This window comes from Allobosea sp. LC85, assembly GCF_000735605.1.
Taxonomy (GTDB): domain Bacteria; phylum Pseudomonadota; class Alphaproteobacteria; order Rhizobiales; family Beijerinckiaceae; genus Allobosea.
Genome location: NZ_JPKG01000061.1, coordinates 20,670 through 46,105, shown reverse-complemented (window position 1 = coordinate 46,105; position 25,436 = coordinate 20,670). Strand labels below are relative to the sequence as shown.

The 25,436-nt window shown below is 65.0% G+C and carries 25 protein-coding genes; 13 read left to right on the top strand and 12 right to left on the bottom strand.

Annotated elements, in window-relative coordinates; all coding sequences use genetic code 11:
• Positions 1-151: 151 nt before the first annotated feature.
• Positions 152-904, bottom strand: a complete 753-nt coding sequence (locus FG93_RS28370; RefSeq protein ID WP_043241764.1) for a GntR family transcriptional regulator — start codon at positions 902-904, stop codon at positions 152-154.
• Between the two features lie 190 nt (positions 905-1,094).
• Here FG93_RS28370 and FG93_RS28365 point away from each other — a divergent pair, with 190 nt between their 5' ends.
• Genes FG93_RS28365 through FG93_RS28355 form a run of 3 tightly spaced genes read left to right on the top strand, consistent with a single transcriptional unit; the run spans position 1,095 to position 3,746 of the window.
• The gene (locus FG93_RS28365) at positions 1,095-1,916 is read left to right on the top strand and encodes an ABC transporter ATP-binding protein (RefSeq protein ID WP_043241964.1); all 822 of its coding nucleotides are present in this window, start codon (positions 1,095-1,097) and stop codon (positions 1,914-1,916) included.
• 1 nt (position 1,917) lies between these two features.
• Positions 1,918-2,688 carry an ABC transporter permease gene (locus tag FG93_RS28360; RefSeq protein ID WP_043241763.1) on the top strand — a complete coding sequence of 257 codons (771 nt, stop codon included), beginning with the start codon at positions 1,918-1,920 and terminating at the stop codon, positions 2,686-2,688.
• Between the two features lie 32 nt (positions 2,689-2,720).
• Positions 2,721-3,746 (top strand): ABC transporter substrate-binding protein, encoded by a 1,026-nt coding sequence (locus tag FG93_RS28355; protein ID WP_043241762.1) that lies wholly within the window; start codon positions 2,721-2,723, stop codon positions 3,744-3,746.
• Between the two features lie 244 nt (positions 3,747-3,990).
• On the opposite strand, the gene FG93_RS28350 is transcribed toward FG93_RS28355, so the two are convergent.
• The 4 genes from FG93_RS28350 to FG93_RS28335 are packed head-to-tail and all read right to left on the bottom strand — an operon-like array spanning position 3,991 to position 7,921.
• Positions 3,991-4,803, bottom strand: a complete 813-nt coding sequence (locus FG93_RS28350; protein WP_043241761.1) for an SDR family NAD(P)-dependent oxidoreductase — start codon at positions 4,801-4,803, stop codon at positions 3,991-3,993.
• Positions 4,800-5,534 carry an SDR family NAD(P)-dependent oxidoreductase gene (locus FG93_RS28345; protein ID WP_043241759.1) on the bottom strand — a complete coding sequence of 245 codons (735 nt, stop codon included), beginning with the start codon at positions 5,532-5,534 and terminating at the stop codon, positions 4,800-4,802. The genes FG93_RS28350 and FG93_RS28345 overlap by 4 nt, the downstream gene beginning before the upstream one ends.
• 49 nt (positions 5,535-5,583) lie before the next feature.
• Positions 5,584-6,906, bottom strand: a complete 1,323-nt coding sequence (locus tag FG93_RS28340) for an MFS transporter (RefSeq protein WP_081881968.1) — start codon at positions 6,904-6,906, stop codon at positions 5,584-5,586.
• 34 nt (positions 6,907-6,940) lie between these two features.
• Complete coding sequence (locus FG93_RS28335; protein ID WP_280114166.1) at positions 6,941-7,921, bottom strand: alpha/beta hydrolase; 981 nt, start codon at positions 7,919-7,921, stop codon at positions 6,941-6,943.
• Positions 7,922-7,969: 48 nt separating this feature from the next.
• Here FG93_RS28335 and FG93_RS28330 point away from each other — a divergent pair, with 48 nt between their 5' ends.
• Positions 7,970-8,890 (top strand): LysR family transcriptional regulator, encoded by a 921-nt coding sequence (locus tag FG93_RS28330; protein WP_081881967.1) that lies wholly within the window; start codon positions 7,970-7,972, stop codon positions 8,888-8,890.
• Positions 8,891-8,932: 42 nt separating this feature from the next.
• Here the strand turns inward: FG93_RS28330 and xerD are convergent, their stop codons facing one another.
• The gene (gene xerD, locus FG93_RS28325; RefSeq protein WP_043241754.1) at positions 8,933-9,862 is read right to left on the bottom strand and encodes a site-specific tyrosine recombinase XerD; all 930 of its coding nucleotides are present in this window, start codon (positions 9,860-9,862) and stop codon (positions 8,933-8,935) included.
• Positions 9,859-10,005, bottom strand: coding sequence for a hypothetical protein (locus tag FG93_RS28320; RefSeq protein ID WP_043241958.1), 147 nt, complete (start codon positions 10,003-10,005; stop codon positions 9,859-9,861). Before FG93_RS28320 ends, xerD begins: the two co-directional genes overlap by 4 nt.
• A 156-nt stretch (positions 10,006-10,161) precedes the next feature.
• Between FG93_RS28320 and FG93_RS28315 the strand changes: the two genes are divergently transcribed.
• Genes FG93_RS28315 through FG93_RS28305 form a run of 3 tightly spaced genes read left to right on the top strand, consistent with a single transcriptional unit; the run spans position 10,162 to position 13,219 of the window.
• Positions 10,162-10,752, top strand: coding sequence for a shikimate kinase (locus FG93_RS28315; protein WP_043241752.1), 591 nt, complete (start codon positions 10,162-10,164; stop codon positions 10,750-10,752).
• 18 nt (positions 10,753-10,770) lie between these two features.
• Positions 10,771-11,913 carry a 3-dehydroquinate synthase gene (gene aroB, locus FG93_RS28310; RefSeq protein WP_043241750.1) on the top strand — a complete coding sequence of 381 codons (1,143 nt, stop codon included), beginning with the start codon at positions 10,771-10,773 and terminating at the stop codon, positions 11,911-11,913.
• Positions 11,914-11,926: 13 nt separating this feature from the next.
• On the top strand, positions 11,927-13,219 hold the full coding sequence (locus FG93_RS28305; RefSeq protein ID WP_043241748.1) for an HlyC/CorC family transporter: 1,293 nt from the start codon (positions 11,927-11,929) through the stop codon (positions 13,217-13,219).
• Here FG93_RS28305 and FG93_RS28300 read toward each other — a convergent pair.
• Both FG93_RS28300 and FG93_RS28295 read right to left on the bottom strand, forming a co-directional pair.
• Complete coding sequence (locus FG93_RS28300) at positions 13,209-14,312, bottom strand: calcium:proton antiporter (protein ID WP_043241747.1); 1,104 nt, start codon at positions 14,310-14,312, stop codon at positions 13,209-13,211. The genes FG93_RS28305 and FG93_RS28300 overlap by 11 nt on opposite strands.
• Positions 14,313-14,455: 143 nt before the next feature.
• The gene (locus FG93_RS28295; protein ID WP_043241745.1) at positions 14,456-14,782 is read right to left on the bottom strand and encodes a DUF1330 domain-containing protein; all 327 of its coding nucleotides are present in this window, start codon (positions 14,780-14,782) and stop codon (positions 14,456-14,458) included.
• A 141-nt stretch (positions 14,783-14,923) separates the two neighbouring features.
• On the opposite strand from FG93_RS28295, the gene FG93_RS31520 reads away from it, so the two are divergent.
• Positions 14,924-15,319, top strand: coding sequence for a hypothetical protein (locus tag FG93_RS31520; RefSeq protein ID WP_052514315.1), 396 nt, complete (start codon positions 14,924-14,926; stop codon positions 15,317-15,319).
• A 118-nt stretch (positions 15,320-15,437) separates the two neighbouring features.
• On the opposite strand, the gene FG93_RS28285 is transcribed toward FG93_RS31520, so the two are convergent.
• Positions 15,438-17,255, bottom strand: a complete 1,818-nt coding sequence (locus FG93_RS28285; RefSeq protein WP_043241743.1) for a glucan ABC transporter ATP-binding protein/ permease — start codon at positions 17,253-17,255, stop codon at positions 15,438-15,440.
• Positions 17,256-17,396: 141 nt separating this feature from the next.
• On the opposite strand from FG93_RS28285, the gene FG93_RS28280 reads away from it, so the two are divergent.
• Both FG93_RS28280 and FG93_RS28275 read left to right on the top strand, forming a co-directional pair.
• The gene (locus tag FG93_RS28280; protein ID WP_043241741.1) at positions 17,397-18,167 is read left to right on the top strand and encodes a motility protein A; all 771 of its coding nucleotides are present in this window, start codon (positions 17,397-17,399) and stop codon (positions 18,165-18,167) included.
• A gap of 14 nt (positions 18,168-18,181) precedes the next feature.
• Positions 18,182-19,006 (top strand): flagellar motor protein MotB, encoded by an 825-nt coding sequence (locus FG93_RS28275; RefSeq protein WP_043241739.1) that lies wholly within the window; start codon positions 18,182-18,184, stop codon positions 19,004-19,006.
• A 31-nt stretch (positions 19,007-19,037) separates the two neighbouring features.
• Here FG93_RS28275 and FG93_RS28270 read toward each other — a convergent pair whose 3' ends face one another.
• Complete coding sequence (locus FG93_RS28270; RefSeq protein WP_244448758.1) at positions 19,038-19,565, bottom strand: CAP domain-containing protein; 528 nt, start codon at positions 19,563-19,565, stop codon at positions 19,038-19,040.
• A gap of 4 nt (positions 19,566-19,569) precedes the next feature.
• Positions 19,570-22,179, bottom strand: coding sequence for a DUF3772 domain-containing protein (locus tag FG93_RS28265; RefSeq protein WP_052514314.1), 2,610 nt, complete (start codon positions 22,177-22,179; stop codon positions 19,570-19,572).
• Positions 22,180-22,365: 186 nt separating this feature from the next.
• Here FG93_RS28265 and FG93_RS28260 point away from each other — a divergent pair, with 186 nt between their 5' ends.
• The 3 genes from FG93_RS28260 to FG93_RS28250 all read left to right on the top strand — a co-directional run bounded on the left by FG93_RS28260 (position 22,366) and on the right by FG93_RS28250 (position 25,432).
• A complete protein-coding gene (locus FG93_RS28260) occupies positions 22,366-22,626 on the top strand; it encodes a hypothetical protein (protein WP_043241737.1) in 261 nt (86 codons plus the stop codon).
• A gap of 20 nt (positions 22,627-22,646) precedes the next feature.
• Positions 22,647-23,114, top strand: a complete 468-nt coding sequence (locus FG93_RS28255) for a (2Fe-2S)-binding protein (protein WP_043241735.1) — start codon at positions 22,647-22,649, stop codon at positions 23,112-23,114.
• 125 nt (positions 23,115-23,239) lie between these two features.
• Positions 23,240-25,432 carry a molybdopterin cofactor-binding domain-containing protein gene (locus FG93_RS28250; protein WP_052514313.1) on the top strand — a complete coding sequence of 731 codons (2,193 nt, stop codon included), beginning with the start codon at positions 23,240-23,242 and terminating at the stop codon, positions 25,430-25,432.
• The last annotated feature ends 4 nt before the right edge of the window (positions 25,433-25,436 follow it).

Genomic DNA, 25,436 nt, shown 5'->3' with positions numbered 1-25,436 from the left:
ACGGAAGGCGAGACCGTCAGGCGTTGCCGTGAGCCGCCGAGTCACAGGCCTCCGATCCAGGCGCCCGGCTCGTCGGTCCGCCTTCGTCTGGATGCCGGAAACGAGAACATCGCGTCTATCCTGCAGCCGCGCCGCATCGCCGCGGGAAGCGCTATTCGGCTGCGTCCAGGCGCCGCTTGCGGACGGCCGATCGCGTCACCGGCGCGTCAGCATAGGGCGCCAGGATATCCATGATATCGCGGCCGCGCGGCTTGGCTTGCGCCACGAGGGCCCGCTCCGCCACCGAATCGAGGTGGTGATGCATGAGGCTCATCGCCTTCTCCGCGTCGCCGCTTTCGAGCGCATCGATGAGCAGGCGATGCTCATTGATTGCGCATTCCGAAGAATGCGGGCGGCTGAACAGCGATAGCGTAAGGCAACAGCGATAGGCGATCTCGCTGATATAGCGGATCATGATCGCGCTTTCCGTCATGCTCGCGAGAAGGATGTGGAACTCGGTGGCCAGCCGGATCGAGACCGCATCGGACCCACCGCGTGCCACTTCCTCCTGATCGACTTGAGCGCGCAGCGTCGCGAGCTGAGCCTTGCTCAACCGGCCTGCGAGCTGGCGCACGACGAGGCGCTCGAGCTCGATCCGAATATCGAAAGTGTCGCGGGCCTCTTGCCAACTCGGGGTGGCGACGACGGCGATGCGGTTGCGGCGCAATTCCACCAGGCCTTCCGCGGCGAGCTGGCCGAGCGCGTGGCGCGCGATCGTGCGGCTCACGCCGAAACGTTCGCCGAGCGCATCCTCCGGCAGTTTGGCGCCAGGCTCGAGCGCTTGTTCGATGATCGCACGCCGCAGCGCCCGGCAGATCGTTCCGACCTTGTCCGATGGGCTGTCTTTAGCCTTGTCGCGCGCCATGTCCTGTATCCGCGTGTGAATCCAACCCTCTTAGCGCCTCGGTTCCAAACTCCGCAAACTGCCGGGGGTTGGGGTCGGCCTGATAGAATACAAGATGGCATCATGATTGCATGCACTTTTGGGCATGAACCTCGCGATAGCCACACTCCCTATCGTCTCGGCTCCGGGCGGGACAAAGGCTCAGGGCACCATGATACGCCCGCCATCGGCGATCGAACTGTCGCAGACGAGCGTCATCTTCGGGCGCGGCGCAAACACCGTTCCCGCCTTGTCAGAGACGACCCTGCGTATCCAGGACGGTGAGTTCCTCGCGCTGGTCGGTCCGTCGGGTTGCGGCAAGTCGACAATCCTAAAGCTCGTCAGCGGGCTCGTGCAGCCGACGACGGGCGTCGTCATCGTCGGTGGCCGCGAGGTTGCGGCGAAGGCGCTCAGGATCGGCATGGCATTCCAGAACCCGACCATGTTGCCCTGGCTGACGATCGAGCAGAACGTCATGCTGCCCTTGAAGATCGTCCAGCCCTTCCGCTCGCGTTATCGGCGAGAGAGACGCGCTGCCTTTCGTGACAAGGCGCATGCGTTGCTCGCACAAGTCGGGTTGCAGGGATTTGCCGGGAAATATCCCTGGCAGCTCTCAGGCGGCATGCTCCAGCGCGCCAATCTCTGCCGGGCCTTGATCCATGAGCCACGCATGCTGCTGCTCGACGAGCCGTTTGGCGCGCTCGATCAGTTCACGCGCGAGGAACTCTGGGCGATTCTGCAGGATCTTTGGCTGGCTCACCGTCCGACAGTGCTGCTGGTGACGCATGATCTGCGCGAGGCCGGATTCCTGGCGAGCCGCATCTGCGTGATGAGCGCGCGGCCCGGCCGTATCCTCGACGATAGCGAGGTTGCCTTCGCGCGCCCGCGCACCGTTGCGATGACCTTCGAGCCGGATTTCGTCGCGCTGAACCAGCGCTTGCGTGACTTCATTGTCGACGCCCGCTCAGTGCCGGCAAGCCAGGACGGTGCCTGACATGAGCGAATTCAAGCGCAAGTTCTGGGCGGCGGCGTTGATCGCGTTCTTCTTCGCGTCCTGGGAGCTGTTCTGCCTGCTGGCGGGCGTGTCGGACCTGATCCTGCCGCGGCCAAGCCAGGTCTTCGCCACTCTCGTCGCGCGCTTCCCTGTTCTCTGGCCCCATATCCTGCAGACGCTGGCGACGACGATAGCGGGCTTCGTTCTTGGCGTCCTGCTTGGCGTCTTCCTCGGCGCGACGATCGGGGTGTCGCGCACGGCCTATGACACGGTCTATCCGCTGCTGATCGGCTTTTCCTCGATCCCCAAGGTCGCAGTCGTGCCGATCTTCGTGCTCTGGTTCGGCTCCGGCACGGTCCCGGCCGTGCTGACCTCGCTTGCGATGTGCTTCTTCCCGATCGCCGTCAACATCGCGACCGGCCTCGCCACCACCGAGCCGGAAATGGAGGACGTGCTGAAGGCGCTCGGCGCCAGCAAGCTCGACATCCTCTGGAATGTCGGCCTGCCCCGGACGATGCCGTTCTTCTTCGCCTCGCTGAAGGTCGCGATCACCTATGCCTTCGTCGGTACCGTGCTGGCCGAGACTGTCGCCTCCAATCGCGGCATCGGCAACGTGATGATGAGCGCCTCGTCGAACTTCAACGTGCCGCTGGTCTTTGCCGGGCTCTTCATCCTCGCCGGCCTTGGCGTCGCGCTCTACGTCGCATTCTCGCTGATCGAGATGCGCGTCACTGGCTGGGCCAATCGCAAGAACGATTTCGCTGCCGCCTGATCCAATCCGTATCAACCAGAGGGGACATGAGGATGCTCAAGACTTTGACCGCGACGCTGTTCGCAGGCCTCGCGCTGGCCAATTCTGCCATGGCGCAGGAGACGACGCTCAAGTTCACGCTGGGCTGGAAGACCCAGGGCTCCGATGCGGCGTTCTTCGTCGCCCGCGACAAGGGCTACTACAAGGCAGAGGGCCTGAACGTCGTGATCGACCAGGGCGAGGGCTCGGGCGCGACGGTGACCCGCATCATGGGCGGCGCCTATGACGCCGGCTTCGGCGACGTCAACGCCATCATCCAGAACGCGGCAGCCAAGCCGGGCGAAGCCCCGGTGATGGTCTACATGATCTGGAACCGCCCGCCCTTCGCCATTTCAAGCAAGAAGGCGACCGGCATCACCAAGCCGAAAGACCTGGAAGGCAAGACGTTGGGTGGGGCACAGGGCACGCCGACGACCCGCCTGCTCGAGGTCTTCGCCCGCAAGAATGGCGTCGACATCAGCAAGGTCAAGCTCTCGAACATGGCGCCCAACCTGCAGGAGCCGCTGCTGATCAAGGGCGATGTCGACGGCGCGCTCGTCTTCAACATCACCGGCTACTTCAACCTGCTGCTCAACCGGCAGGATCCCGACAAGGATTTCAACTGGCTCAGCTTCGGGGATTACGGGCTCGACCTCTATTCCAACGGGCTGATGGTCTCGCAGAAGCTGCTGAAGGATAACCCCAGGGCGGTGGCCGGGCTGGTTCGCGCAACCAACAAGGCGATGCTCGAGATCGCCAAGGACCAGGCTCTCGGCATGAAGGGCGTGATGAACTTCGACAATCTCGTCAACGAGGCGGTCGAGAAGAAGCGTCTGCAATACTCCTTCAGCGAGCTGATCGTCTCGCCGGAGATGAAGGAAATCGGCGTCGGCGACACCAAGGACGACCGTATGGCGCGCGCCATCGAGATCATTGCCGAGGGCTATCAGCTTGCCCGCAAGCCCAAGCCCGAGGAAATCTTTTCGCGCCAGTTCCTGCCGCCCAAGGCGGAGCGCGAACTGGTCTACACGGCGAACTGATCCGTCCGGAGAGCGCGAGATCGACGCGCCCTTTCGACGGGCCTTTCTCGGGAAGGGACTCCTTGCTGCTGCCGCGGTTCGCACGAGGATGGCGCAATCAGCGCCGTCCTGAGCGATCCGCTTCTGGTTTCCGTGAGACGCGCCGCCGGATGGTCCTGCACCCAACGGGACGTCGCCTTCAGCTTGGGAGCGAGTGCCGGTTTCTGGCCCCGCGGGAACGGACGTCGGGCGCTCGTGGTGGTGACTAGGCCGACTGTACAGTCCCGACGTCGCGCCCGATCCTTGTGTAGATGCCCGCGCCGGTCATACCGCCATCGACGGCGAGGTCCGCGCCGGTGATGAAGCGACTATCGGGCCCGAGCAGGAACATGACCGCGCCGGCAATCTCGTCCGGGTCGGCACCACGCCCGAGCGGTGTCATCATCCGGTTCCCTTCGACGAAGGCGGTCGCGCGCTGAACGTCGTAACCCCCGTTGGGCTGATTGATCATCGGGGTATCGACGAGCCCCGGGCAGATCGTGTTCACGCGTATGCCGCGGGCCGCCAGTTCAACGGCCGCGGCCTTCGCGAGACCGCGCAGCCCCCATTTGCTGGCAGAGTAGGCAGCGCTGAAGTAGCCGGTGAGACCGGCCGTGGACGATACGTTCACGATCGACCCGCCGTCGACCATGTGCGGCGCCAGGTGCCGAATACCCAGGAAGGCGGCATTGAGGTTGACGTTCAGCACGGCCAGCCACTCGTCATGCGTGGTCTCCGTAACGGTTTTGCGGAGCGTGATGCCGGCGTTGTTGACCAGTCCTGAGAGCGAACCTCCAAGCTTGCAGGCAGCGGCGAGGATCTCGGCCCAGGATTCCTCCCGCGATATATCGGCCGTGACGACACTCAGCCTGTCCGTCGTGCCGTCGAGCACTGACCAATGCGGGTGATCGGGGCCGAGCACGTCCGCGACCACGACCTTCGCGCCGGCCGCAAGAAGGCGAGACACCTCGGCAGCGCCTTGCCCCCTTGCCCCACCGGTGACGACGAAGACCCGATCCTGCCAGAAGGACGAACTCATGACCTGCCGATGCCTCCGTCGACACCCAGAACGTGGCCGGTGATGTAGCCGGCAGCATCGGAGGCGAGGAAGCTGACGGAATCCGCGATCTCCGTGGGCTGCCCCATGCGTCCGAGCGGCGTGCGGCCGAGATAGATCGCCTTCTGCTCGGGATCGGCGTGCATCCACGCACTCATCGGGGTCTCGATATAGCCAGGAGCGATGGCGTTGACGCGAATGTTCAGGGGCCCCCACTCGATGGCGAGACAGGACGTCAGATGCGCGATCGCGGCCTTGGCAGCAGCGTAGTGGGCGCAGTTGGGGCGAGCCTTCAGGCCGGCATAGCTTGACAGGTTGACGATCGAACCGCCGCCGCTGTCCTTCATGACCCGCGCGGCGGCCTGCGCGCCGAAGAACGCTGCCGTCAGATTGACGTCGATCGACTTGCCCCAGCCGTCGCGTGTGATGTCGAGCGCGGCCCGGCGCTCCAGGAAGCCCGCGTTGTTCACCCAGATGTCGATGCGCCCGTAATCTGCCGCGATCTGTGCGACGGTGTCCTGCAAGGCGGCCGTATTCGCGATGTCGACGATCCGGCGATCGATGCCGGTCGAACCTGGTCCGTCCTGGCGGTCGAGCGCGATGACCCTGGCGCCCTCGGCATTCAGCTTCGCGCAGATGGCTGCTCCAATGCCGCCGCTTGCGCCGGTCACGACGGCTATCTTGCCCCGATGGGCTTTCTGGCAATCCTGCATGGATCCCGTTCCCTAAAAAAATGGGCCGCAAACCGTGCGGCCCGGGTTGTCAGCGACCGCTGCGGATCTGGCTGAGGGGCACGCCGCGGGTTTCGCGGATCATGATGGCGGCGATGACGGCGAGTGCGCCGAGGAACATGATGTAGAGCGAGAACACCCAGGACAGGCCGATCGAGCTCAGCCAGGTGTTGAGATAGGGGGCCGTGCCGCCGAAAATCGCGACCGAAAGCGACGACAGGAAGCCGACGCCGAGCGCCCGCTGTTGGGTCGGGATCTGCTCTGCGATCAGGGTCGGGTAGATCGAGGCGATGATCGCCCAGACGGCCAGGCCGATGCCTTGGGAGACGAAGAGGGTCCAGGGCTCGCTCGTCAGGATCGCTGCGACCGGGATCGGAGCCAGGATGAGCCCCAGCCCATAGACGAACACCATCGGCTTGCGGCCAAACTTGTCGGCGAGATGCCCGAAGAAAGGCAGCAGACAGAGAACGACGAGTTGAGCGAGCAGGCTCGCGACGAAGGCGCCGCGGGCGTCCATTCCGTATGCGGAGATCGCGAAGCTCGGAGCGAACGTGACCCAGGTGTAGTAGGCGACATTGGAGCCGGCCGAGAAGAAGACGACCTTCAGCAGGATCTGGAGTTTGTCGCGGCCATTCATCGGCGCGACAATCGCAGGTGCGGCCTCGTCCGCGTCGTAGACCGGGGACTCGTGGGCTGCACGGCGCATATAGAGCGCGAACAGACCGAGGATGCCACCGAAGGCGAAGCCGAGGCGCCAGCCATAGGACATCATGTCCGCGGGCGAGAATAGCGACGTCAGGACGATGCCGAGGAAGGTTGCCGCCATGACGCCGAGCGTCACGCTGATGAACACGCTGCTTGCCCAAAGGCCGCGCCGTTCAGCCGGAGCGATTTCCGCAACATAGGCATAGGAGACGCCGGACTCACCGCCATGTGCCAGGCCCTGCAGCAAGCGCGCGATCAGCAACAGCGCCGACGCCCAGATCCCGATGCTCGAGTAGGAGGGGATGACGGCGATCATCAGGCTGGCCGCAGCCATCGTCGACATCGTCACGATCAGGGTGTTCTTGCGACCGATCCGATCACCGAAGCGTCCGAAGATGATGCCTCCGATCGGCCGCGCCACGAAACCAACCGCAAAGACCGCGAGCGTCGAGAGCAGCGCGGATGTCGAGTCCGTCTTCTCGAAGAAATTGGCTGCGAGATAGACGGCGAAGGTGCCGTAGAGCGTCCAGTCGAACCATTCGAGCAGGTTGCCGACGGCGGCGGCTCGGAGCGACTGGAGCGACTTGCTCCTGGTGACGCGGTCATGCGGTCGCGCGGCTTCGCCGCCCGCCAGAATATCGGCTGACATGAAATCCTCCCTGATGGCTCTTCGGCCGTTCTGTTTAGAGATGGGTCGAGAACCAGCGCGCTGCGGCGCTGCTCGTCGTCTCGAAATGCTGCTGGTAGGCGGAGTAATGGCCGCCCTTGAGCAGCAGCAACTCCTTGGGCTCGCGAGCCTGGGTGTAGGCGTCGAGCTGAAGATCGGTCGGTGTCTGAAGGTCGTTGTCGGCAACGATCATCAGGAGCGCTGCGGGCCCGATCCGCGACACCCACTGACCTGGCTCGTAGCTACGCGCGAGTTCGAGCGAGCGGATCGTCACTTCGTTGCGCCATTCGGGACAGCGCTCGGCCTCCCCGATCATGTAGTCGTAGGATTCCGCACCGGGGTAGGCAACGTCCGGCCCCTTGTCCTGCCCGACTTCGCGCATCGTGCCTGGTGGTTGCCCGTTCAGGCGCGCCAGCCGGTCATCCGAGAAGAAGCGGTGGAGCGTCTCGGCATGGCGCGGATGAACCTTCCTCAGGCCGGACAGGTAGCCGCTGATCGTCGGAACCTGGCTCACCACGCATTTCACGCGGCGATCGGTGGCTCCGACCACGAGGACATGGCCGCCGCTGTAGCTGGTTCCCCAGATCCCGATGCGCTGCATGTCGACCTCGGGGCGCGAACAGAGATAGGTGATCGCAGTCCTGTAATCTTCCTGCTGCCATGCGGGATCGATCTCCTGCCGGGGCAATCCGGAGCTCTTGCCGAGCCGGCGATAATCGAAGGTCAGGCAGGCGATGCCCTTTGCCGCAATCGTGCGGGCGTAGTCCTCGAGGTCACCGCCGGCGACCATTCCCCAGCCGTGTCCGAGGGCAACCGCGGGAAGCGGTCCGCTCGTTGACGGCAGATGGAAGGAGCCGCGCATGACATCCTCGCCTGCGCGAAACTCCACCGGGGTGGCTGAAACGTCCATTCGCGTGTCCTCCTGATCCGCCTTGGCGCTGGCTGCGGCAGCGGATGTATTTTCAGTAGGTTTTGGCGAATGGTGCCTCTTGATCAACGCCGCAAAACAACTTTATCAATCGGTATTTCCGATTGATCGGGCGCTATGGATCTCCGCAAACTCGAGTGCTTCCTGGCCGTGGCTCACCGGCTGCACTTCGGTCAGGCGGCCGAGGCGCTGGGCGTGAAGCAATCCGTCGTGTCGGAGTCGATCAAGTCCCTCGAGAGCTATCTTGGAGGTCAGCTGTTTGAGCGGACGAGCCGGCGCGTATCGTTGACGGCCCTCGGGCAGGCCCTGCTCAAGGATCTCGAACCGCCGGTCAGTGCGCTCAGGGCGGCGCTCGGCGATGCTCGAAAACGCGCTCAGGGACAGCAGACCGAATTGCTTGTCGGCTATCTCGGCGGCGGTTTCTACGAGCTCACATCGGCGGTCGTTGCGGAGTTCGCGCGTTCGCGCCCCGACATCTCGCTCCGCTTCGTGGAGCTCAACTATCTGAACCAGGGGTCCGCGGTCCTGGACGGCAAGGTTGACGTGGCGCTGGCGCGCCTGCCGCTTGCGACACACAGCCTGACGCGAGGCGCCATTCTCTTCCAGGATGCGCGCACACTCGTGGTGCCGAGCGGACATCGCCTGGCGATGCGCAAGCTGGTGGATCCAGAAGAGTTGCGATACGAGCGAATGGTCCGATTGCCGGCCGGCGCGGCGTCCGACGAGTGGTGCAACTATCATTTTCCGCGCGTGACCCCATCGGGGCAGGCCATTGCCGACGGACCCGAGATCGCGACCGTGCGAGAGGGGCTGGTTGCGGTTGCAGCGGGCCAATGCGTCATGACCTTGACCTCGCGGGCCCGGAACTATTTCGCCCATCCGGGCGTCGAATTCATCGAGATCGATCTGCCGCCGATCCAAAGCGCCTTGACCTGGCGCACCTTCGATCACCGCTCAGGGCCTCGAGACCTCGAAATGGCGGCAAGGGCGGTCGCTGCGCGCCTCGGCACGCTCGCCTCGGCGGAAAGCCCTCGCTGATCGGGACAGTCGTGCGGGCCCGATCTTCGTGGGATCCGACGATCAGCTTTCGTCGGCCAGCGGGTGCAGGTCGCGCACCATGCTCTTCAGCCGCTCGTCGAGGACATGGGTGTAGATCTGGGTCGTGGCGATGTCGGCGTGGCCGAGCAGCTCCTGTACGACGCGAAGATCTGCGCCATTCTGCAGCAAATGGCTGGCGAAGGCGTGGCGCAGCACATGCGGGCTCAGCGTCGCCGATAATCCCGCTGCCCCGGCCAGCATCTTGAGGTCGCGGCCAAAAGCCTGGCGCGTCAGATGTCCGCTCTCGCCATCGGACGGGAAGAGCCAGCGGCCGTCGGCGCCTCCAGCCTGGCGCAGTGCCTCCAGATAGCCGCGTGCGGCCTCGCGGGCGGCGTCGTTCAGCGGCACCAGCCGGTCCTTGTTGCCCTTGCCGCGCACGACAAGAAACCGCTCGCGCGTCGTTGCCGCGGAAAGCGGCAGCGCCATCAGCTCGGAGACGCGCAGTCCTGTGGCGTAGAGCATCTCGATCAGGCAGCGCATGCGCAGGGCCTTCAACCGCGCCGCGGGCGTAAGGCCGTCACGTTCGCTAAGGAGCCGGGCCGTCTCGATCAGACGATCGACATCGGCGACAGAAACGACCTTGGGCAGCGGGCGGCCCTGCCTTGGCCCGTCGATCGCGGCGGAGGGGTCGGCACCCGTCAGTCCTTCCGTATAGAGGAAGCGATGGAACTGGCGCACCGCGGAGAGCCGGCGCGCGGTCGATGACGGCTTCAGTCCGCGGGCGGCCAGCTCGGCGAGCCAGTCCCGGATGTCCTGGGCGCCGATGGAGCCGAGGTCTCCGCGGCCGGCGATGAAGCCGGTATAGTCGTCGAGGTCGCGCTCATAGGCCTCGAGCGTGTTCTTCGCCGCGCCGCGCTCGGCCGCGAGCATGTCGAGAAAGGCCGTAACCCGGCTGCGAGCCAGCCGGCTCATCGCTGCTGCAGCTTCGAGGGCGGCACGATCTCGACCATCTCGCGCTGCTCGGGCTGGACGAAGGTGACCAGCGCGACCATTCCGGCGAAGATCAGCCCGCCGACGATGGCGAGAAAGGCGATGAATCTGAAGAGGGTCGGCACGGGCCGGATGTCTCCTGGAACCTTGCCCCGATTCAGGACAATCCGGTTATTCCCGATGCGTGGCGGGTCGCGCAAGTGCAGACCGGTTCATCAGCGTCGTGAGGGCATGACGCCGGCTGACAGCTCATGCTAGACCGGCTGCGAGGAAATGCCGCGATGACAATAGCCGACCCCATCGAGAACCTGGACAATTCCGAGTTGCGCAGCCTGCTCGGGAAGCGCGCGGTCGTGCTTGTCGGCATGATGGGCTCGGGCAAGAGTTCCGTCGGGCGGCGACTGGCAACGCGGCTCGGCCTGCCGTTCGTCGATGCCGACGTCGAAATCGAGACCGCGGCCGGCATGACGATTCCCGAGATTTTCGCGCAGCGCGGCGAGACCGAGTTCCGTGACGGCGAGAGGCGCGTCATCAGCCGGGTTCTGGCAACCCGCGCCCCGCTGGTGCTCGCGACCGGAGGCGGCGCCTTCATGAACGCGGAAACGCGTGAGCGCATCGTCGAACTCGGCATCTCGATCTGGCTCAAGGCGGATGCCGACGTGCTGATGCGCCGGGTGCGCAAGCGCTCCAACCGGCCCTTGCTGCAGACTGCCGACCCTGAAGCGACGATGCGGCGGATGCTGGCGGAGCGCGAGCCGGTCTATGCTCTGGCTGATGTCACGGTGACCTCGCGCGATGATCCCCATGAGGTCGTCGTCGAGGAGGCGATGGTCGCGCTCGATCGCCATTTGCGTTCCCTTGAGAGCCTTTGAGCCGCTGAGAGCGAAGACATGACCAAACCTTCGAACGAGAAGTCCGGCGCGCGGATCGTGGTTCCCGTTGCGCTCGAAGGGCGCAGCTACGACATCCATATCGGCCGCCATCAGCTTTGCGAGGCGGCGAGCCTGATCGCCAGCTTCGCGCCTGGCGCCAAGGCGGCGCTGGTCACCGACGAGCATGTCGCGGGCCTGCATGCGCCGGCCTTCGAAACCTGCCTCCAACAGGCCGGCGTCGCGACGACGCGGATCGAGATCCCACCCGGCGAGGCGTCGAAATCCTATGCCCGGTTCGCGGCGCTCTGCGATGCGCTGCTCGCTGCGAAGATCGAGCGCAACGATCTCGTCATCGCCTTCGGCGGAGGTGTGGTCGGTGACCTGACCGGCTTTGCAGCGGCCGTGCTCAGGCGCGGCGTGCGCTTCGTGCAGATCCCGACGACATTGCTGTCACAGGTCGATTCCTCCGTCGGCGGCAAGACCGGCATCAATTCCTCGCATGGCAAGAACCTGATCGGCGCCTTCCACCAGCCCGCCCTGGTCATCGCCGATACGGCGTTGCTCGATACGCTGAGCGAGCGGGAATTCAAGGCGGGCTATGCCGAGGTCGTGAAATACGGATTGATCGGCGACCCGAATTTCTTCGACTGGTGCGAAGTCAACTGGAGCCGCATAATCGCTGGCGGCCCCGAGCGCGATCATGCTGTCGCCGTGTCCTGCCGCGCCAAGGCGGCGATCGTTGCGCGGGACGAACGCGAGGAGGGGGATCGCGCCTTGCTCAATCTCGGCCACACCTTCGCTCACGCTCTGGAGCGCCTGACCGGCTATGACGCGAGCCGGCTGGTGCATGGCGAGGCGGTGGCGATCGGTCTTGCGCTCGCCTTCCGCTTCTCGCAGCGGCTCGGCCTGTGCTCCGGGCAGGATGCAGGGCGCGTCGCAGCGCATCTCAATGCCGTCGGCCTGCCGAGCCGGTTGCAGCAGGTGCCGGGCGGGGCGGGCAGCACGGAGGAGATCGTTGCCGCGATGACCCAGGACAAGAAGGTCAAGCGCGGCGTGCTGACCTTCATCCTGGCGCGCGGCATCGGCAAGAGCTTCATTGCGCCGGGCGTCGCGGCGGACGAGGTCAGGGATTTCATCGAGGCCGAACTCGCGGCCGCCTGAGCACACTGGGACCATGCTGGAGAACATCAACCCCTGGCTGGCCGCGCTGATCGTCCTGATCTGCCTGTTGCTATCAGCCTTCTTCTCCGGCAGCGAGACGGCGCTTACGGCCGCCTCGAAGGCCCGCATCGCCGCGCTGGAGAAGGCGGGAAGCCGACGTGCCGGCATCGCGATGCGGTTGCTGGCGACGCGGGAGCGGCTGATCGGCGCCATGCTGATCGGCAACAACGTCGTCAATATCGGAGCCTCGGCCTTTGCAACCAGTGTGCTGGTCACAGCCTTCGGTGACGCCGGCGTGATCTATGCCACAGCCGTAATGTCGGTCCTCGTGATCATCTTCGCGGAGATCATGCCGAAGACGGCGGCGATCGCGAAGCCCGACCAGGCGGCGCTGCGGCTGGCGCGGCCGGTGGCCTGGGTCGTTGCGGTGCTCGGCCCGCTGACACTGGCGATCGAATGGCTCGTCCGGCGCTTCCTGCGCTTCTTCGGCATCCGTATCGACGAGAACCAGTCGATCCTGACGCCCAATGAGGAACTGCGCGGCCAGGTCGACCTGATGCACCAGGAGGGCGCGGTCAAGAAGGCCGATCGCGACATGCTCGGCGGGCTGCTCGACCTGAAGGAGCTCGGCGTCGAGGACGTGATGATCCACCGCACCAAGATGCGGACGATCAATCTCGACATCGGACCGGAAGCGATCGTGCGCGAGGTGCTGGCCTCGCCCTATACGCGGATGCCGCTCTGGCGCGACAAGCCGGAGAACATTGTCGGCATCCTGCACGCCAAGGACCTGCTGCGGGCGCTCGACGCTGCCGGCGGCGATGCCGGCAAGCTTGATGTGGCGCAGATCGCTCTTGCGCCCTGGTTCACCCCGGTGACGACCTCGCTGCCTGATCAGCTCAAGGCTTTCCTGGCGCGCAAGACCCATTTCGCGCTCGTTGTCGACGAGTATGGCGAGGTGATGGGACTGGTGACGCTCGAGGACATCCTCGAGGAAATCGTCGGCGACATCCGGGACGAACATGACATCGCGGTGCCGGGCCTGCGTCAGCAGGTGGACGGGTCGGTGATCGTCGATGGCGGAGTGCCGATCCGCGACCTGAACCGGGCGATGGACTGGGACCTGCCCGACGAAGAGGCGACGACGATCGCTGGCCTCGTCATTCACGAGGCCCGCACCATCCCCGAGGCCGGGCAGGCCTTCACCTTCCACGGCTTCAAGTTCGAAGTGGTGCGCAAGAGCCGCAACCGCGTGACCTCGCTCCGGATCACCCCCTTGGAGCTGGCCCTCGCCGCTACGGGCTGAACACCAGCACCAGGAAGACGAAGAAGACGCAGAGATGCACGGCGCCTTCCAGCATCGTCGTGCGCGAGCCGGTGAAGGTCAGCGTGCTCAGCATCAGCGTCATCGCCAGGATGACCATATTGGTGGCCGACAAGCCGAGCGTGACCGGCTGGCCGGTGAGAAGGCCGATGCCAAGCACGGCAGGTACCGTCAGGCCAAGCGTCGAGGCTGCGGCACCGAGGCACAGATTGATCGCGCGCTGGAGCTGGTTCGCATTGATCGCGCGCAGGGCCGTGATGCATTCCGGTGTGAAGACGACCATGGCGATCAGGATGCCGCCGAGCGCCGGGGGGGCGTCGAGCTTGGCGATGCCGAAATCGAGTACGGCCGCCAGGCTCTTCGCCAGGATGACGATCGGCAGGATGTTGGCCAGGAGCAGGCCGATATTGGGCAGGATGCTCCTGGACGCGGCGTGCTCGGCCTCTGCGGCCTGATGCTCCGCTTCGCTGCTGCGCTCCAGCATGTCAGGCTCGATGAAGAATTCGCTGTGGCGGCCGGTCTGCAGGACCAGGAAGGACGCGTAGAGCGCCAGTGTGAACAGCGAGAAGCAGATTGCCTGCAGGTTGGTCAGCGTGCCGTCGCTGGTCGAGGTGGTGAAATTCGGCAGGACGAGCGCGATCACCGTCAGCGGAATGATCACGACCAGATAGGCAGTGGCGCCCTGCAGGTTGTAGCTCTGCTGGAAATGGCGCAGCCCGCCGAAGATGAGCCCGATGCCGACGACGCCGTTAAGCACGATCATCAGCACGGCGAACATCGTGTCGCGGCCGAGTGTCGGCGCCCCGGTTGCGCCGAGCATCACGGCCCCGATCAGCGCCACCTCGATGATGACGATCGAGAGCGTCAGGATCAGCGTGCCATAGGGTTCGCCCAGCCTGTGTGCCAGCTCCTCCGCCTCGTGCACGACGCCGATGGCAGACCAAGCGATGATGCCGAGCAACCAGGCAAAGATCAGCATGGACAGCAGCGGGGAGCCGAGCTGCCCGAGAATCGTCTTGCCGAAGAGCAGATAGGCAAGGACCGAGGCCCAGGCGCAGGTGAGACGGATGATCATGCTGGTCAAATACAGAACCCGTTCTTGTGGCAGGCAGACGACAAACGCGACTTCGCCCGACGAGGAACGTCGGGCGATCGTCCGAGGGATATACGTGCGGCGTTGGAGGACTGTTCGCTCGACCGCGCCTCATTCGCAAGTATTCACTGCCGGCGTAGCACATCTGTCGCCTGATGGTCGGATGAAACTCCGTCGATGAAGAAGACGGCGCCAGTCGAGTTGCGCATGCGCAAGGGCAGGATCGCCTGATAGGCCTCTGATTCGTACCAGGCTTTCGCGGCCGCATGGTTCGGGAACTCGATCACGATCAGGTCGCCCGACCAGCTGCCCTCCAGCAGCTCCGGCGGATCGCCATGGATGATGAAGCGCCCCTTGAACGGAGCCAGCGTGGCATCGATGCCCTCGAGATAGCCAATGATCTCGGGCCCCGGGGTGACACGGGTGAGGTGGGCCATGGCATAGGTCTTCATCGTGGGATCCCTTCGTTGCCAGCCGCGCTGGTCTGCCAATGTCGCGACCTTCGCCTGCGGTTGGAATGAAGTCGATTACCTCAGGGGTTATCGCTGCAACCTGTTCGCATTCCCGCCGCAAACCAGCGCGACAGCTGGGGCATGATCAAGCGCCTTCTCCGTTCGATGCTCTGCGGCGCCACCGTTCTTGCTGCCCTGATCGCGGCGGATCACGGCAGAGCTCAGCCCGAGCCAAGCTTGCGCGCGGCCTGTTCCGAACTGCGGCGGGCACTGCGCGGGCTCGAAGGCAAGGAGGGCGAACTCACGACCATCCAGGTCGAGGGAGAGCTGACCATGGTCCGCTCCGACGGGGCGCTGGTCTATCTCGCGCTCTGCCGTGCGCCGGATCCGCAGGTTCTGTGCGTCACCTATGCCGAGAATGGCAGCAAGCTCGGCGACCGGGTCGTGGCCAGCGGCAGTTACGAACGGGTCGGCCCGAACCACGTGAAGCTGGATCCCTGCCTGCATCACGAACCGGACAAGGAGATGCCGCGCTAAAGCATCGGCCCGAAAGGTGCAGTGCGGTTTTCGGGAAAGCTGATGCACTCACAGAAGTTTAGATCATCGGATACGAGATCCGGTCCGATGATCCAAGGCCGTCCGGCGAAGTGCGCAGTCAATCGGCTGAGAGCTTCTGGGCGAGCGGGCTGGCCGCATCGTCTGCCAGCATCGCGGCCGGCTTGTCTGCGACGAGATACTGCGCCCGTGCCAGCGCGGCGAAGCGTCCGCCCTTGGCGACGAGGTCGTCGAAGGAGCCCATCTCGATGACGCGGCCTTGCTCGAAGACGAGGATGCGGTTGGCGTTGCGGATGGTGGCCAGACGGTGCGCAATGACGAAAGTCGTGCGGCCCTTCATCACCTCGTCGAGCGCCTTCTGGAGTTTCACCTCCGTTGCAGCATCGAGCGCGGAGGTCGCTTCGTCGAGAATCAGGATCGGCGGGTTCTTGAGGAGCGCGCGGGCGATCGAAAGGCGCTGGCGCTCGCCGCCGGACAGAGTGCGGCCGCGTTCGCCAACCAGGGTGTCGAGCCCATCGGTCTGTCGAGCCATGACTTCGGTCGCCTGGGCACGGTCGAGCGCCTCCATCATTTCGGCATCGGTCGCATCGGGCTTGCCGACGGTGAGATTCTCGCGGATCGAGCGGGCGAAGAGCATCGGCTCCTGAAAGACGACGCCGATATTGCGGCGCAGGCTGAGCAGCGAGATTTCCCGAATATCCTTGCCGTCGGCGAGGATCCGGCCGGATTGCGGATCGAAGGCGCGGTGCAGCAGGCCAAGCGTGGTCGACTTGCCGGAGCCGGTCGAGCCGACAATGGCGATGGTCTCGCCGGGCTCGACCGTGAAGGACACGTCGGCCACCGCCGCGCGCTTGCCGTCATAGGAGAACGAGACGTCATCGAAGGTGATCCGGCCCTCGAGACGGCCGGCATCGGGCGCGCCCGGAAGATCGCGCACGGCCGGCATGGTGTCGAGCACTTCGAAGAATTCGCGCATTTTCGGCGCCTGCATGAAGATGAAGTTCACGAAGGAGACGATCTGCTCGAGCCGGCCGACCAGCATGGTGGCGAAGCCCATGAAGGTGACGATTTCGCCGACGGTGGTCTGCCCCATCATGAGGAGCCAGGTGCCGACAACGAAGATCGCCAGCACGGTCAGCGTCGCCGAGGCGCGGGTTGCCACCGTCGCGATCGCCCACCAGGACAGCACCGGAAGCTGCGCTTCGAGCAGGCTGGCAATGGTCGAGCGCAGACCGCGCACCTCGGCTTCGATGCGGGTGAAGCTCTGGATCACCGGGACATTGCCAAGCGCGTCCGAGGCGCGTTCGGCAAGGTTGGAGTGGTAACCTTCGACATTGCTCTGCAGCTTTTCGGTCTTGCGCAGCACGAAGGCCGTGAGCGTGCCGAAGAGCACGACGAGGCTGATCAGCAGCAGTCCGAGCTGCCAGTTCTTCCAGAGGGTGAAGGGCAGCAGGATGAAGAGCGCGACGAAGCTGGCGCAGTGCTCGCGGAAGAAGGAGAGCCACAGCGCCCACATGCCGCTGGTGCCTTCCAGCATCACCTTGAGGACCCGACCGGAATGGGTCTGGGTGTGGTAGGCCAGCGGCAGTGTCAGGGCGTGTTCGAAATAATCGGCCATCACGGCGAGGCGGCGGCGGTGGGCCAGCCTGTCGGCATGGAGGGCGACGAAGACGCTGGCTCCGATATTGAAGAGCCCGAAGCCGACCCAGGCCGCAATCAGGACATTGATGTCGCTCCAGCTCGGTCGCTGACCGGAGCTCTGGATGCCGGTCAACCTGTCGATCAGCGTGCCGAACAGCATCGGCTCGGCGAAGGCTGCGGCCGCCAGCAGGATATTGGCGAGCGCAAGGATCAGTCCCAGCCGCTTTTCGGGGCCGAGTTCGCCGAGGACGCGGGCATAGAGCGCAAACAGAGACATCTGCGGAGCATTATCCGACCCGCGGGCATGAGCAAGTGCTCAAGCTTAACGCTTCGTTCAAACCGCTCCCGCTATGGTTACCATACTGCCAAGACAGGGCGCTGCGCGGATGCTGGATCTGCGTGGATCAGGGTGGCTTAAATGGATATCGCAACCGGCGTCGGCATTCTGGGCGGTATCGCGACAATCATTTCACTGATCATGATCGATGGCGGCAATTTCGCCGCTTATTGGGACAAGCACGCCGCCATCATCATCTTCGGGGGCGCCTCGGCCGCGACCATGCTGCGCTTCCCGTTCTCCGTGATTGCCCATGGCATTCCGATGGGCTTCCGCTTCGCCTTCACGATGCGCTCGATCCATCCGCGCGAGCTGATCGACGAGATCACGCGCGTCGCCGAGATCGCCCGCAAAAGCGGCCCGGTCGCGCTGGAAAGTGTCGAGGTCTCCGATCCGTTCCTGGCCCAGGGCCTGCGCTACATCGCCGACGGCTACGACAAGGAATTCATCCGCGATACGATGGAGCGTGACCGCGACAACTTCCTGCAACGCCTGGACGAAGGATCGAAGGTCTATCGCGCCATCGGCGACTGCGCCCCGGCCTGGGGCATGATCGGCACGATTCTCGGCATGGTGACGATGTTCGCCAATATGAGCGACCCGTCCAAGCTTGGTCCTGCCATGGCGACGGCGCTGCTCGCGACGCTCTATGGGGCGATGGTCGCGAACATGTTCACGCTGCCCATCGCCGACAAGCTGCACATCAAGCTCGAGGAAGAAGAGATCTCGCGCACGCTGATCATCGACGGCGTCCTGCAGATGCGCGATGCCAAGAGCGCGACGCTGGTGCGCGAAATGCTGCTCGCCTATCTGCCCGACCATCATCGGGCCGAGATGGCGGAAGCGGCCTGACGGAAGCCTGAGCGATGGCGAAGAAAAATCGCGGCGGCCATGGCGGTCACGGCTGGTTCGTGACCTTCGCGGACCTGATGGCGCTGCTGATGGCGTTCTTCGTCATGGTCGCGGCCTATTCGAGCCAGGACAAGAACAAGCTCCAGATCGTCGCGGGCTCCATGCGCGAGGCGTTCGGCACGCAGACCGACATGCGGCTCGCCGGCATCGTCGAGGTCGACGGCATCCCGACCAAGACCCACATCAAGAACGCCTATATCCGGCCGCTCAGCGATGCGTCCGATACGACCGCACCGAACCACAACCAGCAGAAGGAAGACGGGCTGGTCTCGGCGACGCATGACCGCGGCTTTGCGCTCGCGGCGGCCTCGCTCAGGCAAGCCCTGCGTGAGATGCCGGAGATCGCCGAGCTCTCGCGCAACATTCTGGTGGAGGTTTCCGAGGCGGGCATCGACATCCAGCTCGTCGATCAGGATGGGCGGGCTATGTTCGCCGAGGGCTCGGCGCAGCCGAACGAGCGCATGCGCAAGCTGCTCGCGGCCGTCGCCCCGACATTGCGACGGATGTCCAACAAGATCGCGATCACGGGCCATACAGCCGCGCCGCGTCCCGGTGCGGCACCGGAAGGCAATCCCTGGGAGCTCTCGGTGGCGCGTGCCGCCGCCGTGCGCGAGATCCTCAGCAATGCGGGCGTTCCAGATGACCGCTTCGCCTCCGTGACCGGCAAGGCCGACACCGAGCCGCTGATCAAGGATAATCCCTATCTCGCCTATAACCGGCGTGTCGGGATCGTCCTCAAGGCGGATGCACCGCCGCTGCCCTTCGGCGCGAAACCCTGAGGCAGCTTCGCCTCAGGGCGCCAGCCTCGCCTCAAGGCGCAAGGATCAGTGCCCAGTAGACCTGATATTTCGAGCCCGGCGCATAGGCGGTGGCAATGCCCATGCGCGTGGCGCCCGGCGTCTTCATGACACGGTCGTGCTGCGGCGAGTCGCGCCAGCCCGAGAAAGCCTCGGCCAGCCGCCGGTAGCCGGCGGACAGATTGGCTTCCGCCCCCGGTTGGCCGGCCCGCGCCAGGCGCGCCTTGACCGCTTCGGCCTGAACAGGCTTGTCGGCCGAGGCCATGGCGGCGGCTTCCTGTTCGGCAGCCTCGACCAGGGCCGGATCAAGCTTCAGCGTGCCGAGCCCGTGGTTCATCCGGTAGGCCGAGATCATGGCGCGCGCCTCGTTTGCATCGACCCGGGCCGAGGGTGAGCCGAGATCGCGGTAGAAGGCAGGCTGGCCGGTCCGGGCAGGCTCGGTGCAGCCGGCAATGCCGAAGACGGCGAGGGCACCGGCGACAAGGGCGGGGCAGGTCATGGATCGGCGCGCCGCGACGGCTGCACGGAAAGGCTTGGGCATCGCATCATTCCTTGCTGTCGTCCTTGGACGCATCCTTGGCCGGTTCGGGCGCAGGCGCGGTTTCGCGTGGCACCTGTTCCGCCTCCTCCTCCGTCTGACCGTCGGGAAGGCGGGATCTTGATGCGCGCGCGGTGGTTACGGCTTTCTTGCGATGCGCGGGCTTTGTTTCGCGCCCGACGGCGGCAGCGATGTCCCCGAGCGATTGTTCGATGCCGTCGAGGCCCTTGACGAGCAGCTCCGCACCAGCCGCCGGCCCTTCCATTTCGGTGAGACGCTTGTGAATGACGAAGTTGAGATCGCTGGTGACGCGGCCGACGATGTCGACATCGGCGACGACGCAGATCAGGTCGAAATCCATCGTCGAGGTGCCGATCTTCTTGAACTGCACGGTTGGCGGCGGCTTCTGCAACACGTCGCCATGGGAGTGGGCGGCCTCGGCCAGCATCGTGCGTACGTCGGAGGCGTCCAAACTCCTCGGCACCGTGATCGAGATCAGCGAGCGGCCGGTGCGGTCGGCGCGCACCCGGTTCCTGACCACACCCGAGACGAGGTTGGAGTTCGGCACGATCACGGTCGAGCGATCGAAGGTCGCGATCTCGGTCGAGCGGACATTGATGCGCTTGACGATGCCTTCCGCATCGCCGACCACGACCTGATCGCCGACCCGGATCGGGCGCTCCCAGAGCAGGATCAGCCCCGAGACAAAATTCGAGACCACGGACTGCAGGCCGAAACCGATACCGACGGAGAGGGCGCTGGCGACGAGGGTGAGGCGTTCGAGGCTGAGACCCAGCGCAGAGACAGAGAGCGCGACGGCCGCGGCGTAGCCGAGATAGCCGGCGGCGGTGATGATCGAGTTGCGCAGACCGGTGTCGAGCTGGGTCGTCGGCAGGAACTTGCCCTCGAGCCAGCCCTGGGCGCCGCGTGTCGCCGTCAGGGCCAGAGCGAAGAGCAGCCCGGAGACGATGATCGAGGACAGCGAGATCGTGACGCCACCGACCTGGAAGCCGAAGAAAGCGGCGCGCAGCGACGTCAGGAAATCGTCCGACTCCAGGCCCCAGGGGGCAAGCGCGAGCATCAGCGTCACCACGATCAGCACGAGCTTGAGCAGCCCGGTGACGATGACGGCGAGCTTCTGCAGCGCCGAGCCACGGATGCCGACGCCGGTCTTCAGGGTCAGCGCGAAATGACCATTGCCGGTCAGAAGCTCGCTGATGCCGAGATCGAGCAACTGGTAGGCAAGGACGAACAGGCAGGCGAGAATGCCGAGCCAAAGCACCTGCTCGGTCAGGAAGGAGGCGAAGACGACATAGCCCGTCAGTGCAGCCAGGGCGATGACCAGGCCGACGATCCAGCCGAAGATGCGGATCGGCCCGAGCGAGGCGCCGTCGACCGCCACATAGGGGCCGAGGCAGGCCTCCTCCTCGACTTCCTTGTCGTCGCGAAGCTGGTAGAGCCCGGCAATCAGGACCGCCGCGAAGACGAGCACGACCACGCCGCGGACGAGGATCGACGATGCCAGGCTGGCGGCGATGGCCTGGAGCCAGGCCTCGAGCACCTTGCCGGTCGAGACGACGAGCGCGAGCGATGCCGCGATCCAGACCACTGTCCGGGCGGTCGAGTCCATGACGCTGACAAGGCGCCGCTGCGGCTTGTGGGGAGCAAACAGCGCGTCGGCCAATGCCTGGACGAAAGCGAAGATCGCGAGCCCGACGACGATGGCCCAGATCACCGGCTGGATGCGTGGCGGCAGGAGGCCCGCGGTCTTGAGCGCGGCGTAGATCAGCCAGCTTGCCAGAGCCGGCGGGGCCGCGCCGGCGACGATATGGGCGAGCGCGACGTGAAGGCAGCGCAAGCTGTTGGTATCGCTGGTCGGATCAAGCCGATCCGCAAAGCGCGGCAGGTAGCGGGCGCGGGCGACGTAGAGCAGGATCGCGCCGAGGAAGGCGAGGGCGACCAGCGCGCCGCGCGCCGTGCTGGATGCTTCGGCGACAACGGAGAGCCAGTCCCCGAAGATCAGGCCGGACGCGCGCATGTCCTCCGGCGAGGTCGAGAGCGCAGAGCCCCAGAGCTCCGGGTTGATGATGGCGGGCCCCGGCGCGAACAATGCCTTGGCGAAGAGGTCGCGGCGCCGGTCGCCGATACTGGCCAGAAGCTGCTCGGCCTGGAGAAGGGCCGAGCGGGCGATCTTCAAGGTCTCGTCTGCGTCGGCAAAAGCCTTCTCCCGCGTTTCGCGCTCGCGGACGACCTCGGCCGATTCGGCAGGCGCCTTTGCGTCGGGCTTGGGGCCGAGTTGCTCGATACGCAGCTTGGCCTGCTCGGTCTTCGGAGCCTGTTCCTCGGTAATCTGGCGGAGTTGGTCCAGCAGGGGCTGGAGCCTGAGCCGATGCCGCTGCAGTTCGGCGTCGGTCGCACTCGGATTGGCCGTGAGGCTCTCGATCTGGGCGAGCTCTGCGCGCGCCGCGTCGAGACGAGTCCTGGCCGAGGCCGGATCGGGAGCTTGGGCCCAGCTCTGTGCGGCAAACAGCAGGGCCATGGCCAGAAGCCCGAGCGCTGCCACGGCGGCGCGCCACGCGGTGGCGAGGGAAACGTTGGGGAAGGCGCGGGCCGTCATGGCGATCCTGGCTCGTTCAGGCTGATTCGACGCGATGCCGCACCTCGCCTTCTCCAGCAGCGTTAGGCAAGGCGAGATCGGAAAATGCGTCGGATCGGGCAAGGACAGAACCTTGTTGCTGGGAATGCTGAACTGGCGCCCGATTCATCACATTGATGTGAGAAATGGAGCTGTCAGCGCGATGCGATGATCGTCGTGATCGTCGATAATCGGGACGTGATCATGGCAATCAGGGGGCTGATTGCGCATTTTCGGACCGATCCCACTGGGATCCCGGGTGTCAACTTGGAGCGTGGCGCCTCGCAAACTGATGCTGCGCTCGCAGTTTTGGCATTGGCCCGCGGCCAAGTTCTGGGTTTCAATCTCATCCAAATACAATCTGGCCGCGTGCCCGTTGGCACGTTGGGCTCCCGGCGAGGCGCGCTGGCCCTCTCGCCGTTCTTCTGAAATCGAACCGGGAGGTTGCGGTGGCGAAGTTGAACATAAACGGCAGAATGCTGGATGTGGCGGTCGATGGCGACACGCCATTGCTTTGGGTGATACGCGAACAGATCGGCCTGACCGGAACGAAATATGGCTGCGGCGTCGCGCAATGCGGCGCTTGTACCGTGCATGTCGACGGTGTTGCGACGCGCTCTTGCGCGCTCCCCGTTAGCGCGGTCTCGGCGGAACAGAAGATCGTGACCATCGAAGGGCTTTCGCCGGACGGATCGCACCCCGTGCAGAAGGCCTGGATTGCCCATGACGTCCCGCAATGCGGTTACTGCCAGAGCGGAATGATCATGGCGGCTGCTGCGCTCCTGCAGGCCAATCCCAAGCCGAGCGAAGCCGATATCGCCAATGAAATGACCAATATCTGTCGTTGCGGCACCTATACGCGTGTCAAGGCGGCGATCCTGGATGTGGCGGCCAGCGGCACGCTCGGCCGCGGCTGAGCCTCATCGCGTCGGTCCGACGGACGGTCGGCCCGCATGTTTCACGTTTTGCCTGGGTAAGGTCGAGCGCGACGGGCCAGGTGCCCGTGCTCCCCTGCCTTTCGAACCGAAATCTGGAGGAAGACATGATATCTGCCTCGGCTGACACATCTCCGACCCTGTCCCGCCGGACCCTGCTCGCCGGCTCCGCGGCGGCGGCCGGTGCCTTTTCCTTCGGCTTTGCCATTCCTGTCGCGGGCGAGGCAATGGCGCAGGAAGCCGTCAAGGAAATCAATGCCTGGGTGGTGGTCCATCCCGACGACAAGGTTGTGATCCGGATCGCCCGTTCCGAGATGGGCCAGGGGACGCTCACGGGGCTCGCCCAGCTCGTCGCCGAGGAACTGAACTGCGACTGGGCCAAGGTGACGACCGAATATCCGACGCCGGGTCAGAGCGTCGCGCGCAACCGCGTCTGGGGCAATTTCTCGACGGGCGGCAGTCGCGGCATCCGTGAATCGCAGGACTATGTCCGCAAGGGCGGCGCGGCGGCGCGAATGATGCTGATCCAGGCCGCGGCGAGCCAATGGAACGTGCCGGCGGCGGAGTGCTCCGCCGAGAAGAGCGTCATCACGCACAAGGCTTCCGGCCGCTCGCTGCGCTACGGGCAGGTCGCCGAGGCGGCCTCGAAGCTCGAAGTTCCCAAGGATGTCCCGCTCAAGGATCCGAAGGACTGGACGATTGCGGGCAAGCCGCTGAAGCGCCTCGATACGGTCGACAAGACCAATGGCGCCAAGATCTACGGCACCGATCTGAAGATGCCAGGCATGCTCAACGCCGCGATCAGGGACTGCCCGGTCTTCGGCGGCAAGGTGAAGAGTTGCGACGCCGCCAAGATCAAGGCGATGCCGGGCGTGACGCATGTCGTGCCGGTGGGCGAGACAGCGGTCGCCGTTGTAGCCGAGACCTGGTGGCAGGCGAAGACGGCCCTCGATGCGCTGCCGATCGAGTGGGACAATGGCGAGAATGCCAAAGTCTCGAGCGAGAGCATCGCAGCCTGGCTCAAGGAAGGTCTCGATGCGCCGGAAGCTGTCATCGGCAACCAGGTTGGGGACGCGAAGGCTGCGATCGCCAATGCGGCACGTGTCATCGAGTCGGTCTATTCCTATCCCTTCCAGAACCACGCCACGATGGAGCCGATGAACGCGACGGCGCGCTACACGCCGGAGCGTTGCGAGGTCTGGACGCCCACCCAGAACGGGGAGGCGGCGCTGGCTGCGGCGTCCGAAGCCTCAGGGCTGCCGATTGCCAAATGCGAGGCCTACAAGATCGATCTCGGTGGCGGATTCGGTCGGCGCGGCGCAGTGCATGACTGGGTCAGGCAGGTGGTTGTCATCGCCAAGCAGATCCCCGGCATCCCGATCAAGCTGGTCTGGTCGCGCGAGGAAGATATGCTGCATGGCCGCTACCATCCGGTGACGCAGTGCAAACTGACCGGCGCGCTCGACAAGGATGGTAATCTGACAGGGCTGCATATGCGCATCTCGGGCCAGTCGATCGTCGCCGGCATCTTCCCCCAGAACATCCAGAATGGGCGCGACCCGGCCGTCTTCCAAGGCCTCAACCCGCCGGGGCCGGAGGCTTCGATCGGCTACGGCATCCCGAACCTGCTGATCGACCATGCGATGCGCAACCCGCATGTGCCCCCCGGCTTCTGGCGTGGCGTGAACCTGAACCAGAACACGATCTATCTCGAATGCTTCATGGACGAGCTCGCCCATGCGGCCGGCAAGGACCCGCTCGAATTCCGCCGGGCGCTGATGAAGGACCATCCGAAGCATCTGGCTGTGCTCAATGCCGTCGCCAAGAAGGCGGAATGGGACAAGGCTCTGCCAGCCGGGGTTTATCGCGGTATCTGCCAGACCATGGGATTTGGCTCCTATGTTGCTGCGGTCGCAGAAGTTTCGGTCAGCGCCGACGGCAAGCTGAAGATTCACCGCATCGTCGCGGCGACCGATCCGGGCCATGCCGTCAACCCGGCCCAGATCGAGCGGCAGGTCGAGGGCTCCTTCGTCTATGGTCTCTCGGCGGCGCTCCATGGCGAGTGCACGGTCAAGGACGGGCGCATGGTCGAGGAGAATTTCGACACCTACACCGTGCTGCGCCTGGACGAGATGCCAGCGGTCGAGACGGTGATCGTGCCGTCCGGCGGCTTCTGGGGTGGTGTCGGCGAACCGACGATCGCGGTCGCGGCCCCGGCCGTGTTCAACGCGATCTTCGCGGCGACCGGCAAGCGCGTCCGCTCGGTGCCGTTGAAGAACATGGATTTGCGAAAGGCCTAGGCCG